The sequence below is a fragment of the Trichormus variabilis 0441 genome, assembly GCF_009856605.1.
Taxonomy (GTDB): domain Bacteria; phylum Cyanobacteriota; class Cyanobacteriia; order Cyanobacteriales; family Nostocaceae; genus Trichormus; species Trichormus variabilis.
On record NZ_CP047242.1, the window covers coordinates 4,161,366 to 4,174,382 of the forward strand.

Below are 13,017 nucleotides of genomic sequence, written 5' to 3' on the forward strand. Positions count from 1 at the left end.
TGTTACTCTACTAAACCATGTGTAATGGCAAAACGCACGAGTTCGGCCCGGTTGCTGGTGGTAGTTTTTCGCAGTAGACTACTAACGTATTTTTCCACGGTTCTGGGACTCAAGTGTAATTGATGCCCTATTTCGATATTAGACAAACCATGAGTCAACATTTCCAAGACTTCTTGCTCTCTCGGCGTTAAAGATGAGAGTAGGTGCGATTTTTCCACATGAGTGAATACAGAGTGATGACTCTCTACAATTTTGCTAGGGAGGGGGCTGCCTGAATTATCTTTTTGAGAAAATCTATATTCAGATTGAATGATTTGCGATCGCTCTAACAGATTATGAATCGCTGCTGCTAACTCTTCTAGTTCAAAAGGTTTAGGTAAGTATAAATCACATCCCGACTGATAACCAAGAATTCTTTCCTGGGTTCTCGTACGCGCTGTTAATAAAATTACAGGTAATAAACGGAATGGAGGTTGCTGACGAACTCGACGCACCAACTCATAACCATTCATTCTTGGCATCACAATATCAGTCACGATTAAATCAGGATGGTATACTTCCACCATAGTCAAAGCTTCCTGACCATCATTAGCCGTAATCACTGAATAGCCAGACAGTTCTAGGTAATCACTAATAGACAGACGAGTGCCCAGATCGTCATCCACTACAAGGATCGTCAAGGGCATGGACAATACACCCCTAGCATTATTTTTTACTGAGATTATCTCTACAAGCTCCATCTATGAACACCCATAAAATAGTGTTCTCATGTTTCATACTATGACAGGATTAGCGGCTAATGACTGGTCTAAAAGTAATTTATAAAGAAAATCTTAAATTATTTATTTAGCTAACTAACTTCAAAGTTGCTTTAAGCTCTAGTTAAAGAAAAGCACAGTGAATTATTGTAATTCTTCACAAACAACTAAGGGATAGATAGCTATTCTTAAACAAAGTATACATGAACACTAACTTTTCTAACATCTATATTTAGGGAAAATTTTCCATTCAAAGGGAGAAACGCTAAATTATATAGATATGAGCAAGAGTTAGTTCAACATTTATTATAGTGGGTTAATATACACTGCTGAATTCACTATAGGACTCCTAGAGCATCGATTCAGTAATTAAAAACCTACACCTGTCAGCCCAGCCCCCTTCCCTACGAGGCAAGGGGGAGCTAAACGCCCTTTTCCTCGTAGGAGCTAAAAATCTGAGCAGAGGCTTCCTCCGTTGGTGTAGCCCGCCGCAGGCATCAGAACTTTTCAAGGCAGAGGGGTAGAGGGAGAGGTTCTAGCATCCATTCAAACTATTTTTGCAGTAAGTTTAAAAGCAACCTAATTCTCAATGAGCGATAAGAGCGAAAGTTACAAAGTAATTACTGATAATCGACAAGCCCGTTACTTGTACGAAATCCTGGAAACTTTTGAAGCCGGCATTCAGTTGACAGGAACAGAGGTTAAGTCAATTCGTGCAGGGAAAGTAAACCTTCAAGATGGTTATGCTTTGCTTCGAGATGGTGAAATATGGCTAATTAATGCCCATATCTCTCCCTATAACGCTAGTGGGCAGTATTTCAATCATGAACCAAGACGGACGCGCAAGCTGTTATTACACCGTCAAGAAATTCGGAAGCTGATTGGCAAGGTAGAGCAGCAGGGCTTAACATTAGTTCCCTTGAAAATGTACCTCAAACGTGGCTGGGTCAAAGTTAGTATTGCTCTCGGTAAGGGGAAAAAGCTCCACGATAAGCGAGAAAGCCTGAAACGTCGCCAAGACCAGCGTGATATTCAACGAGCAATGAAAAATTATTAGTTGTGATTGTTCCTCAATTACTCCACTGGAGTTAGACAGCGATGGCTTCGCCCGCCGCAGGCATCGCAACAGTGGGTGGAATGTCATCACCACTAATAGAATGGTTGTATGTCCCCAGGTGAGTTAAGCAAATACAGAGTTTATAGCCGCAGATTGATTCTGCTAAGTTCAAGACTAGATAAAGTGGTGAGTAACTTTGGAAGCAACAAGGACCTCTCACCATGAACCGTGATTTTTCTAAAACTGTTGGCGCTGCTGTTATCACTTTAAGTATGGCAACTTTGCCTTTGAGCTTACCAGCAAACGCTCAGGTACAGACTGCCCCTAGAACTGATGGCACTACGACCAGAACTTATGATCGCACCGCAGATCGTAACGATTTTGACTGGGGCTGGCTAGGCTTAATTGGTCTATTGGGTTTAGCTGGGTTAGCCGGTAAAAAGCGTGACGATGAGCCAACCCGCTATCGTGATCCCAGCGCGCCTGGTGCTAGTAGCTATCGGGAATAGATATAGCTATCTGGTGAATTTTATACATATAGGCACGGCGGGAGATAGCTTGCTGGCAGAAATTTCTGGTTGTGGTTTTGTTGATTGCTGAGTCAGAAATTTTCTCATATAAGCGATCGCCCAAACCAGAGCATACCTGATGACACCGTGCCTCATTCTCCCATCAATGCTTAGTTGCTTGCGGGTTCTTCGTTAAATAAATTCAGTTCTTGACTTTGGTTTGCGGCTAAAGGTGTCCAATAGCTGGCAATGAGAGCAACCATTAACCACCAGAGAGTATTAACTTCTGGACGGAACCATATAGTGTCTACCGTGCCGTGAGCCAGCATTCCCAGCAACGTGGCTAAGGCACCCATTAACCAAAATCCTTGCACATTGGCAGATTGACGCAGACGGCGCAGCTGAACGAATGCTGTATTAATAGTGACGATAATTAACCAGAAAAAGCAAGCTAGACCAACAAAACCCATTTCCACAGCCACTTCTAGGAAAATGGAATAGGCGCTCAAAGCACTATAACGAGGTCTTTGGTAAAGAGGGTAGATTTTATTAAAAGAATTATGACCAGGGCCAATACCGATAATTGGGCGATCGCGGATCATCTCAAAAACAGCATCCCATACATTGCGCCGGAAATTATTGCTGCTATCTTGGCGATCGGCAAAAATGCTGAGAACCCGAAACCGCACTGGCTCGACAAATAACACCGCAATCAACAATACCCCTATTAAACCACCCAAAAGTATGGGTAATGACCAAGTTCGCCAAAAAGGCGGCATTTGCACGCTCCACCAATAAACTAGCAATGCCGTCGCCACTAAAACTGCTACCAAAAGACCAATCCAGCCGCCACGACTATAAGTAAAAATTAAGCAAGCAGTATTTACACACAGCATTGTGACGGCTAAAGATTTTCTTGCCCAGCCTTGCCAGACAAAAACTGCCATGAGGCTAAAAATCACCGCAGGTACTAAATAACCAGCCAACAAATTGGGATTGCCTAAATAACTGTAAACTCTTGTAGTTTTAGACAAGGTGGACTCTGGATCAACCCAAGTCGCCAGTGGGGGCGCACCAAAACGCCATTGTCGCATTCCATATATACTGACAACCAGTGATGCAGATAGGTAGAGGGTAATGATCCAAGACCTCAGGCGCGGCGATCTCAGTACCCTGGCGCAAAGAGCAAATAATAACAAATACAAAGTCAAGGTTAACAAGTCAGTTAATGCTGCCTTCTTGACTGGTGATAATGCCGTTGCAACAGCAGCAATTCCCCAATAGAGCAACACCAACAAATGTATAGGAGTCACAAGGAAGTTATTGCTTGATGAGGGTTCATCAGATAAAGTCAACAACAACCAAAAACCTACGCAAGCTATCAGCAGCACACCAACGAGAGTGCTAGAGACAAAAGGAGCCAAAACATATATCAAGCTGAGTAACGCAGCTGCAATAATGTCTCCCCACTGAAGTAAGAAACTAGTTTGCCGCCAAGAAGACAACTGTCCCACCAGGAACCGATGTAAGTAACTTGTAGCTAGAAACTGTTTTACAGGTAAAGAAGATAAAGTAAATCGTTGCCAGACTAAATTCATAAAACAAGCTGCGCTTGATTAGCAAGCCCCTACTGAACTTGGACTTAATCATAATGCGGCTCATTATAAAAAGGTAATAACTCAAATTGCAAATTGTTAATTCCTGTCCATGCTGACTAAAGTTAAGCATTCGGCCATCAAAATGCAGTGGAAAATAGAAACATTGCTCAAATATCGCTAACTTCAGGAGCTTTTGCCAACTGTAATGGTAAGTTCACTAGATAACGATGTCCGGATTCCCGTGAGCCTTGAATAGAAATTTGTCCACCGTGCAGTTCAGCTAACTGACAACTCAACAATAAACCCAAGCTTTCACGGGACAAATTACCTTTACTTTTGCTGGAATCGCCATCAGGATTTACAGCCAGAAGATCAGAATAAGAATCAGCTAAGGATCGTAACTTTTCCAGTGTCACAGGTAAACTTCTTGTTTCTTCCTTCGGTTCGGGAGGTACACTGTACGTAGCAGCATCAGCAGCCAAATCCATGACAGACAAGGAATTGAGGCGGAAATATGGGTCAACATCAGTAATCCCATCCCCTAACCAAGGGTGAGAAACCCAAACAGTAATATTCAGCGCATTTTCTTTATATGAGACATGAATACGCACAATACTGCCAGTAGCAGAAAATTGAATCACACTAAAAATTAGGTGATACAGCATTTGCCGAACTTTGTCTTTATCCAAAGGCCAAATACGGCTACGTCCTGGTTCTATAGACAAGCGAATGTCTTGTTCACGACGATTAGCTGCTTCCTCTAAAGTATTAATAGCTTGTTGACACAGCATTTCGATGTCTACAGGAGTGACATTTAATACATTAGCTTTTTCATCTATTGCTCCTAGCTCAGTAATTTCATTCACTAAAGAGAGTAAATACCGACCACTGTGTTGGATTATATCTAGATATTCACGTTGCTTCGTTGTCAAAGGCCCATAAATCTCACGTCCCAACACACTTGCCATCCCTAATACAGATGTCAATGGTGTACGTAATTCTTGAGTTAGTTGTGCTAAAAGTTCTATTTTGACCTGCTTGGTTGAATGTGAATCTTGTTCTACTTCTACATGAGGCGGAGTCAGTTGAGTCTCAAGAGGCTCATCATGAGGTATGAACGTGGGCGCACTCTTGAAGCTAATTTGCTCTGATTTTACCTGCATCAATAGGCGATTGCGCTCGAATTCGCTCATGCTCCAACGGGCGATAATTTGTAAAAATTCAACATCCCTGTTGGTAAAATTGCGCGGGACTAAATCCATCACCGCTAATGCACCAAGGCAATTTCCCGCAGCATCAATTAAGGGAGCGCCTAGATAAGCACGAATACCATAATCTTGGATCAGCTTACCAGTTGCTAGCGCCGGATCTGTTACTCTTAATGTATCATTAATAACAAGTATCTGATGGCTATCTACTACTTGTGTACAGAACGACTCTTGGCGTAACAACTGACGGCTCTGAGCCAAATGATTCATTAGTCCCAGTCTAGATAAGCCTACCGCCGATTTGAACCAATGACGCTCTTGATCGATAAAACCCAAAATAGAAATTGGTGCTTCCAAAAAATGAGCCGCAGTTTGAGTTGCTTCCTCAAAAACCGGTATTGTTTCTAGTTGTCGCAAACCTAATTCTGACAATGCTTTGAGGCGTTGTTGTTCTCTTGTGTCCTGAGAAACCCAACCGTCCTTGAGGGCAAATAATTTGTTTTCCGGCTCCACCATTGCCACCACTACCTTAATAAATTTTCGATAATGTAATTTATATAACCACTTAAGCAGGGTTATGATTTCCTATCCTTAAGCATTCCCCAATTTGACTGCTGATAAACAAGTTGGGAATAAAATTTTTCTTCCCGTGATGAAAATCATGTCAATGGTTATGTATTATGTCCTACTAGTAAATATTACGCGACAGTATGATGCCTTAAATATTTTTGGTGTTTTAAATCTGAGTGAGCGTTAGTTTATAATCCAAAATGGGTACTATAAAAACTTAATACTCTAGTCTTAAAAATATACTAATTTGACTATTTATATATACTGTTATCAACAAATGTCCTATTAATAGGAAAGCCTCATATCTTCTACAGTTTATCTGCTATGCAGATTTAATAGTAGAGAATATTCTCAACAAAATAGCTCTATTATTATCCGTTTTTATTGAACATCATTAATTAGCTAATTAACCAATCTCATTATTTATTGTTTACATAATTTTACCATTAAATTAATTTTCTTCATAATTCTTGACGGACAAAATAAAACTCTCAAGTTCGAGAAAATTGAGAGTTTTATTTGGCGATCGCTCTTTTTTACTTTTTGTTTTTTAGGGGTTTAAAAATAGATTTGATTGGGATTATAGAAGGCGATCGCTATATTTCTATTATGTATTTTATCTCTCACTAATTCATGAGATAAATACAAACCCAATTTGGGAATACTAACTAAAGTATAGCTACCTGACACATATAAGTAAGGTGGCTAATAATCATCTGAAGTTTAGCAATGAGGAGAATATTATGAGTTTACCAATAACAGTAACCTTTATGCTTGCTGATTGGATTGTCAAAGGATTAGCAGATGGAACATTGGAACGAGTTGGTGGTGTAATTCGAGATAAAGGAACTAAGCAAGTTGTTACTTGGTTACGAAGCATGAACAATAATTCACCATTACCAATACCAAATAAGTCATCTAACAATTTTCTGAATATTATTTTCTCTGGGGCAAATCTAGTTACTTCAGGTGTTAGTACTGCTGTAACGAAAAAAGGATTAGCTGACGTTAATCAGCGTTTAGGAGGGGTGGAACAAATAAATTTAGGCAACCTTGGTGTTTCAGGAGGAAATTTGGTTGCGACTGTTGCTAACACTGTTGTAACAGGAAAAGGATTAGCCGATGTTAACGGACGTTTAAGTGGTATTGATCATCAGTTAGAAGAACTAGGGCAAAATTTACAGTTTACTCAAGAGATTTTACAAGTAACTACAGCTGCTAGCCTACTTAATCTTGGTGTTTCAGTCATGGGTTTTGCTGTAATAGCACAACGTTTGAAAGAACTAGAAAAAAGTTTACAAGAGGCACAAGAGTTATTAACCAAAATTAATCGCAAAATTGATCTGAGTTTTTATGCTAATTTTCGTGCTGCCATTGAATTAGCAATTAATGCTTTCACAATGACAAAATCTGAAAATCGCAGAAGCAGCGCCTTACAAGCGATTAACCGATTTTTAGAAGCAGAACATATTTACACTGAATTGACCGACATTGAAATTGAGCAACAAAGCCAAATTGTTGATGAGTATCTTCTTACTCTATCTTTAGCATATCTAGCTGAAATACGTTGTTATTTAGAATTAGAAGAACATGAGACAGCATTACGGCGCTTCCAAGAAGGTGCAAGAGTTATACGTTCTCGAATTCAAAAATATGTTGACATTCTTTTAACTTCTAACCCCGCAGCATATCTACAACCTCACTTGAAAGGTCAGACTGATCTAAAAAGATTAACCCAAATTTACCAATGGATTGATCCGACTTTGGAAGAAAATGCAGTCTTTGAAATGCACCGTGAGAATTTATTTAAAATGGCGCAAGAACCTCATAAATGGGTAGAATGGCTACCACCAGCAATATTAACTCGCACTGAAATTCAAGGAGGATGGCTAGGACCAAATTCCAATGACTTGAAAAAAGAAGCTGATAAACGCCTACCTCAAATATTAGAAGTCATGGAATCGATGGTAGAGACTAATCGACGTTTTGAATCATATCAAACAGAAATACAAGCAATATCTCAACTTGGTATTAGCTTTCATGAATGGCTAAAATTATCGCCATCTACAGAAATTAAACCGGAAGGTGCAGAATTGATGTATATCATTCCATCTCAGCCTTTAGATTTACAAGTATCGGATTGATATATCAATAAAAAAAGCGAACTTTCGGGTTCGCCTTCAATCATTCTCTTGGTTTTTGAAAATCCAAATCTAAATCTTTGCTTCTTCCCTGACCAACTTATCCCAACCTAAATCTTTTAAATTATTATTACGACGTAGGGGACGAGTTACCAATTCTAAAATATCCCGCGCATTGGTAAACCCGTGAATCTGAGCAAAGGTAAACTCTACAGACCACTTAGTATTAATACCCCTTGCTTCCAGTGGGTTAGCATGAGCCATACCAGTAATGACTAAATCTGGCTTTAAATCATAAATTCTTTGTACTTGGTTATAGTTATCAGGCTTTTCTACCATTTTTGGTGAGGGTACGCCCATTTCTTGACAAGCTTTCTCTAACATTGCCAATTCAGCAGCTTGATAGCGCTTATCCATGTAGGGAATCCCAACTTCCTGAACAGTCATCCCACAGCGTACTAAGAAGCGTGCCAAGGAGACTTCTAACAAGTTGTCACCCATGAAGAAAACAGACTTGCCACGAATTAATTTTACGTAGTCTTCTAAGCCAGCCCAAATTTGTGCTTCACGCTCATCTAAACCTTGCGGTGTAATGCCAAACACAGAGCAAATTTTCTCAATCCAAGCGCGAGTTCCATCGGGGCCGATGGGGAAGGGTGCGCCGATGAGTTTGCACTTGCGGCGACGCATTAAGGTTGTGGCTGTACGACTGAGGAAGGGGTTGACACCAGCAACATAATACCCTTCTTCCAATACTGGTAGTTCTGTAAAGCGCTTGGCAGGTAGCCAACCGGAAACTTTAATACCTTGTTTTTTGAGTTCTAAGGTTAACTGGGTAACTACGGGATCGGGAAGGGAACCAAAGAGAACCAAGGGCGGATGATCTACATATTCTGATTCTTCTTGGGCTACTAATTCTTTTTTCTTGCCGAAATTTAACAGTTTTTGAACGGCATTACGTTCGTTTTTCTCTGCTTCTGCTACGGGGGCCTTATCAGGACAACGGTGAGCCATTGCAGCAAGAACGGTGTCTTCTCCTTGGGTGAAGGCGTAATCTAGACCATTAGCACGGGCAACGACAATGGGAATACCAAGTTCACCTTCTAGCTTTGGTGCTAGTCCTTCCAAATCCATTTTGATGATTTCGGTGGTGCAAGTGCCAATCCACACAATGACGCTGGGGTTGCGATCGCGCTTAATTTGTTCGCACAATCTTTTCAATTCCGCATAATCATTTAATTGTGCCGAAATATCCCCTTCTTCCAACTCTGCCATTGCATAGCGGGGTTCTGCGAAAATCATTACCCCCATCGCATTTTGCAGGAAATACCCGCAAGTCTTGGTTCCAATTACCAAAAAGAAGCTATCTTCAATTTTTTGGTATAACCATGCCACGCAGCTGATGGGACAGAAGGTGTGGTAATTGCCAGTTTCACACTCAAAGTTTAAAGCTGTTGGTTCTTGAGCGATGGTCATTTTGCTTTTCTCCCCTTTGTTATTTAACGGCAGGTATTGGGGGGAGTGGTGATTGGGGAGTAGAAAGTGGTGATTATTTCCCTACTACCTATTCCCTGTTCCCTATTCCCTCTTTTTGGCACATAGCACCAACTACCAATTCCTAGTAATTATGTGTTGGGGAAGAGGCGGGCAATCTCCGATTCATCAAAAACGCCAGCCGGTAATTCTTCACCCAAAAAATCGTTATTATCTTCAGTTTTGTGTAGAGATGTTTCATCACCCCAAACATCTGACAACACATCACTGAAGGCATTCTCATCTGGTGTGTTCAACTCATTGAGAATTTGCTCTTCTAGTTTTCCTGCTGATGTGGTAGCGATATCGAAGTTAACGTCACCAAAATCTTCTGTTTCCTGGGTGGTTGTGTGGCGGAACTCATCTTTTAATTGAGTTCCATTGGTCACAGAAATCTCATCCAGGTCGTTGAGGCTGGAAATCGAACCATCAATAATCAGAGTTTGATTGTCAGAATCTAAGCTAAAGCCGTTTGTTTCCGAGGTTGTAAAGGAATCCGCTTCTGCTCGATCTTCGATTTCAGCCGTCGGCTCATAGTGATGTTTTTCTACGTCAGCTTCGGAACTTGAATAGTTACCAAGAACAATGTCTGGGTCAAAATTCAACTCCAACACCTCAATTAAGGTATCGGCATCAGGATTCAATTTGGAAAAGGGAAACATTAACTGGGCTAATTTTGGCTCCAGCGCGTTCACCACTCCCAGGATGAGGTAAGAAGGTGGTCGCTTGCCACCATCTGGTGTATATACTGAATCCACTTCCATGTGGAGTTTAATCCAGTCACGATTGGCTTGAAAAAATTGCAACCACTTCTGTTTAATTGAATCCGTAAAACTGTTAAAGAATGCCATATTGACCCCATCCTGAAAATTCAGATGATTTATACAATCATCAAGTCTAGTTCCTCTTCAGGATTAGGAACCTGTGGTTTACCCGGATTTAAATAAAAATCTGATAATAAAGAAAATAATTCACGGTCGGGGGCATCGTTGGGTACGACACCTTCAGGACGTGCCAAAATCTGGTCGGCAATGCTGAGGTAGTAGTCGCAAACGTAGTTGAGAGAAGGATCTGACTCTGCCATTTCAAATAAAGTCTTACCCTTAACGCGGGAAACGCGAATATCTTCAATTAAGGGCAGTACTTCTAAAACTGGCATTGGCACTGCTTCAACATACTTTTCAATCAAGTCACGCTTGGAAGTACGGTTGCCAATCAGTCCAGCTAGACGCAGTGGGTGAGTCCTGGCTTTTTCTCTGACTGAAGCCGCAATTCGATTAGCTGCAAATAAAGCATCGAAACCATTATCGGTAACAATCATGCAGTAATCAGCATAGTTGAGTGGTGCGGCAAAACCGCCACAAACCACGTCACCCAACACATCAAACAAGATGACATCATATTCATCAAAGGCGTTGAGTTCTTTCAGTAGTTTTACGGTTTCACCTACAACATATCCACCACATCCTGCACCAGCAGGAGGGCCACCGGCTTCCACGCAGTCTACACCACCATAGCCTTTGTAGATTACATCTTCTGGCCAAACATCTTCGTAGTGATAATCTTTTTCTTGGAGCGTATCAATAATAGTGGGAATCAAAAAACCAGTCAGGGTGAAGGTGCTGTCATGTTTAGGATCGCACCCGATTTGCAGCACTTTTTTACCGCGTTTGGCTAGGGCGACGGATATATTACAGCTAGTTGTGGATTTGCCTATCCCACCTTTTCCGTAGACTGCTAGTTTCACTGTAGGTTGCCTCTTATCGTTTTTTATCAAACTTGTGGCTAAAACATTTTCCTTCACCTAGCCTCAGTTGGCGATGTGTGAGGTATGTGAGTTTGATTATTGACGAAACTACAGAGAAAAGAAAGGGGTGGTAAATATTTAAAATAGATTAATTAGATGCTAAAAGACTAAATAATGCTTTTTAAGCATTAAAAATATTTAAAAACCAATATTTTGTTTATAAATTATGAAATATAGTATTTTTTAACTTAAAAATATAAAAATAGTAACAATAGACAAAAAGACTAGATTTGTTTTGATTCAATAGTTTTTGTATATCTGGGCGGATATGAAAGCTATTGGAAGCTGGATTTGAGCTATCTGGAAGCGATCGCATACCGCCTAGCGTAGCTAATCGCCCCTGATGCCTTGATTTCGGGGGGCTTGACTGTGGATGAGTCAGAATAGCTCAATCTGACGCGAGTTAGTCAACACAGGCAGGGATCAATGCCAAATTATTCACCCTATGGTTGTGGCTGAACCACAATCATAGAGAGGATATTAGCTAAACAAAATGATTTTGTAAAAAAATATTAATTTTATAAATAAATCTATGCTTGGCTGGCATTCGAGGGCGTTTCCGATTCCAGGGTGGGGAATAACTTAGACTCCACAGCCTCAATTTCCTTTAAAGATTGCCAGCCTGCTTGCCACTGGAAGCCGTCTTGTAATAGCTTGGCATTCATCCAAAAGCGGACATTGGGGTCGCAAGCAGCCACCATCTCGGCATAAACCCATTTACCTTGATTTTTGCGGTTAACTACCTGGAAGTGTCGCCAACCATCTACTTTTTTCGTTGCTGTCCACTTGGAACCAACTAGATAAGGAAATTTTTGTTTTTTAATCATTGGTCAAAAATGAGAAATTTTTTGATATGGGGCTACTTTTAAGATGTTACGAAATCATAGTCGCAGCTAAATTTATGCTGTGATGGCGATCGCCTAGCCACATACTTAGTAGTTACAGTTTTACCTTGGGTATTAACTTTTAGTTCGATTATGTTAGGAGTCAAGAGATATGAAGCTGCAATCCTATCTTGAGAAGCTTGTCAGAGATATTTACGTTTTAGGGAGACGAACTACGAATCAACCAAACCAGCTTGAAAAATTTGGTTGGGGGTGAGATTTAATTCAGGAAAAGTTTGGGAGATAATAACATCATTATCTCGAAACTTACTGATTTGATATTCCCCGTCAACTAAATTACAGACCGAGATTGTTGGTTGTTTAGGACTACCGATAAAATTACGTCCACCTAACGCCGCATAATCGACAATCCAATATTCGGGGATACCCATCTCTTCATAGTCAGCATATTTTAAATAGTAATCGTCCCGCCAGTTGGTTGATACAATCTCAATTACCAAGGGGATTGATGCGCCCAAACTAATGGTAGATGTTTTTTTCCATAATGGTTCATTTATTAGATTTGTCTGATTTAGCACCAACACATCGGGAAAATAGCCAGAATCTTTTTCCAGAGGTCTAACTATAACTTGGTTGGGGATAATAAAAGGAAGGTCTAATCGAGCAAACTCCACTGTTACTTTTTTTGCTATAAAACCCTTTACTTCTTCGTGGTCTCCTACAGGTTGTGCCATTTCCACAATACTTCCATTATGTAGTTCGTAACGTATCCCGGAGTTTTCAGGTAGGCGATCGACAAATTCCTCAAAAGTTACTAGCTTGGGTATGGCTTGAGTCATAGCTGATAAAGAATTGCTGCTTTGGAAATATTATCTCTAATCTAGGTCTACTTCGAGCAACTCTACTGATGGGTAACGACTTAATCAAGATGAGGATATGGATTTATCAGACTGTCCAGAAGTTACGCCAGAGATGTTTGTTGTGTTATGCG

At 40.6% G+C, this 13,017-nt stretch carries 14 protein-coding genes; 3 read left to right on the forward strand and 11 right to left on the reverse strand.

Annotation, left to right across the window (positions count from 1 at the left end; translation table 11 throughout):
• Nucleotides 1-2: 2 nt before the first annotated feature.
• Nucleotides 3-686 carry a response regulator transcription factor gene (locus GSQ19_RS16945; protein ID WP_041456206.1) on the reverse strand — a complete coding sequence of 228 codons (684 nt, stop codon included), beginning with the start codon at nucleotides 684-686 and terminating at the stop codon, nucleotides 3-5.
• Between the two features lie 661 nt (nucleotides 687-1,347).
• Between GSQ19_RS16945 and smpB the strand changes: the two genes are divergently transcribed.
• Nucleotides 1,348-1,815, forward strand: coding sequence for an SsrA-binding protein SmpB (gene smpB / locus GSQ19_RS16950; protein ID WP_011319109.1), 468 nt, complete (start codon nucleotides 1,348-1,350; stop codon nucleotides 1,813-1,815).
• 31 nt (nucleotides 1,816-1,846) lie between these two features.
• Here the strand turns inward: smpB and GSQ19_RS16955 are convergent, their stop codons facing one another.
• Nucleotides 1,847-2,038 (reverse strand): hypothetical protein, encoded by a 192-nt coding sequence (locus GSQ19_RS16955; RefSeq protein ID WP_153228460.1) that lies wholly within the window; start codon nucleotides 2,036-2,038, stop codon nucleotides 1,847-1,849.
• Between GSQ19_RS16955 and GSQ19_RS16960 the strand changes: the two genes are divergently transcribed.
• Nucleotides 2,037-2,324, forward strand: coding sequence for a WGxxGxxG family protein (locus GSQ19_RS16960; RefSeq protein WP_011319110.1), 288 nt, complete (start codon nucleotides 2,037-2,039; stop codon nucleotides 2,322-2,324). The two genes, GSQ19_RS16955 and GSQ19_RS16960, sit on opposite strands and share 2 nt — an antisense overlap.
• Before the next feature lie 6 nt (nucleotides 2,325-2,330).
• Here GSQ19_RS16960 and GSQ19_RS16965 read toward each other — a convergent pair whose 3' ends face one another.
• From GSQ19_RS16965 to GSQ19_RS16975, 3 genes are all read right to left on the reverse strand, one after another.
• Nucleotides 2,331-2,480, reverse strand: coding sequence for a hypothetical protein (locus tag GSQ19_RS16965; RefSeq protein WP_153228459.1), 150 nt, complete (start codon nucleotides 2,478-2,480; stop codon nucleotides 2,331-2,333).
• 14 nt (nucleotides 2,481-2,494) lie between these two features.
• Nucleotides 2,495-3,922 carry an IctB family putative bicarbonate transporter gene (locus tag GSQ19_RS16970; protein ID WP_011319111.1) on the reverse strand — a complete coding sequence of 476 codons (1,428 nt, stop codon included), beginning with the start codon at nucleotides 3,920-3,922 and terminating at the stop codon, nucleotides 2,495-2,497.
• A 167-nt stretch (nucleotides 3,923-4,089) separates the two neighbouring features.
• Nucleotides 4,090-5,646 carry a GAF domain-containing sensor histidine kinase gene (locus GSQ19_RS16975; protein WP_011319112.1) on the reverse strand — a complete coding sequence of 519 codons (1,557 nt, stop codon included), beginning with the start codon at nucleotides 5,644-5,646 and terminating at the stop codon, nucleotides 4,090-4,092.
• A gap of 797 nt (nucleotides 5,647-6,443) precedes the next feature.
• Between GSQ19_RS16975 and GSQ19_RS16980 the strand changes: the two genes are divergently transcribed.
• Nucleotides 6,444-7,844, forward strand: coding sequence for a hypothetical protein (locus GSQ19_RS16980; RefSeq protein WP_011319113.1), 1,401 nt, complete (start codon nucleotides 6,444-6,446; stop codon nucleotides 7,842-7,844).
• Nucleotides 7,845-7,913: 69 nt separating this feature from the next.
• On the opposite strand, the gene GSQ19_RS16985 is transcribed toward GSQ19_RS16980, so the two are convergent.
• From GSQ19_RS16985 to GSQ19_RS17005, 6 genes are all read right to left on the reverse strand, one after another.
• Nucleotides 7,914-9,317: a ferredoxin:protochlorophyllide reductase (ATP-dependent) subunit N gene (locus tag GSQ19_RS16985; RefSeq protein ID WP_011319114.1), complete on the reverse strand. Its 1,404-nt coding sequence runs from the start codon at nucleotides 9,315-9,317 to the stop codon at nucleotides 7,914-7,916.
• 149 nt (nucleotides 9,318-9,466) lie between these two features.
• A complete protein-coding gene (locus GSQ19_RS16990; protein WP_011319115.1) occupies nucleotides 9,467-10,225 on the reverse strand; it encodes a DUF5331 domain-containing protein in 759 nt (252 codons plus the stop codon).
• A gap of 29 nt (nucleotides 10,226-10,254) precedes the next feature.
• Nucleotides 10,255-11,121 carry a ferredoxin:protochlorophyllide reductase (ATP-dependent) iron-sulfur ATP-binding protein gene (bchL, locus tag GSQ19_RS16995; protein ID WP_010999204.1) on the reverse strand — a complete coding sequence of 289 codons (867 nt, stop codon included), beginning with the start codon at nucleotides 11,119-11,121 and terminating at the stop codon, nucleotides 10,255-10,257.
• A gap of 590 nt (nucleotides 11,122-11,711) precedes the next feature.
• Nucleotides 11,712-12,008, reverse strand: coding sequence for a TIGR02450 family Trp-rich protein (locus tag GSQ19_RS17000; RefSeq protein WP_011319117.1), 297 nt, complete (start codon nucleotides 12,006-12,008; stop codon nucleotides 11,712-11,714).
• A gap of 38 nt (nucleotides 12,009-12,046) precedes the next feature.
• Complete coding sequence (locus GSQ19_RS30275) at nucleotides 12,047-12,172, reverse strand: hypothetical protein (protein WP_255449096.1); 126 nt, start codon at nucleotides 12,170-12,172, stop codon at nucleotides 12,047-12,049.
• 66 nt (nucleotides 12,173-12,238) lie between these two features.
• Nucleotides 12,239-12,865 (reverse strand): Uma2 family endonuclease, encoded by a 627-nt coding sequence (locus GSQ19_RS17005; protein ID WP_011319118.1) that lies wholly within the window; start codon nucleotides 12,863-12,865, stop codon nucleotides 12,239-12,241.
• Nucleotides 12,866-13,017: the final 152 nt, after the last annotated feature.

Bases quoted from the DNA above. Each gene is read 5' to 3' on its own strand.
- GSQ19_RS16980 (WP_011319113.1), top strand. From the start codon at position 6,444: ATGAGTTTACCAATAACAGTAACCTTTATGCTTGCTGATTGGATTGTC.
- GSQ19_RS16990 (WP_011319115.1), bottom strand. From the start codon at position 10,225: ATGGCATTCTTTAACAGTTTTACGGATTCAATTAAACAGAAGTGGTTG.
- GSQ19_RS17005 (WP_011319118.1), bottom strand. From the start codon at position 12,865: ATGACTCAAGCCATACCCAAGCTAGTAACTTTTGAGGAATTTGTCGAT.
- GSQ19_RS16945 (WP_041456206.1), bottom strand. From the start codon at position 686: ATGCCCTTGACGATCCTTGTAGTGGATGACGATCTGGGCACTCGTCTG.
- GSQ19_RS16985 (WP_011319114.1), bottom strand. From the start codon at position 9,317: ATGACCATCGCTCAAGAACCAACAGCTTTAAACTTTGAGTGTGAAACT.
- GSQ19_RS16955 (WP_153228460.1), bottom strand. From the start codon at position 2,038: ATGGTGAGAGGTCCTTGTTGCTTCCAAAGTTACTCACCACTTTATCTA.
- GSQ19_RS16960 (WP_011319110.1), top strand. From the start codon at position 2,037: ATGAACCGTGATTTTTCTAAAACTGTTGGCGCTGCTGTTATCACTTTA.
- GSQ19_RS17000 (WP_011319117.1), bottom strand. From the start codon at position 12,008: ATGATTAAAAAACAAAAATTTCCTTATCTAGTTGGTTCCAAGTGGACA.
- GSQ19_RS16975 (WP_011319112.1), bottom strand. From the start codon at position 5,646: ATGGTGGAGCCGGAAAACAAATTATTTGCCCTCAAGGACGGTTGGGTT.
- GSQ19_RS16965 (WP_153228459.1), bottom strand. From the start codon at position 2,480: ATGAGGCACGGTGTCATCAGGTATGCTCTGGTTTGGGCGATCGCTTAT.
- GSQ19_RS16970 (WP_011319111.1), bottom strand. From the start codon at position 3,922: ATGAATTTAGTCTGGCAACGATTTACTTTATCTTCTTTACCTGTAAAA.
- smpB (WP_011319109.1), top strand. From the start codon at position 1,348: ATGAGCGATAAGAGCGAAAGTTACAAAGTAATTACTGATAATCGACAA.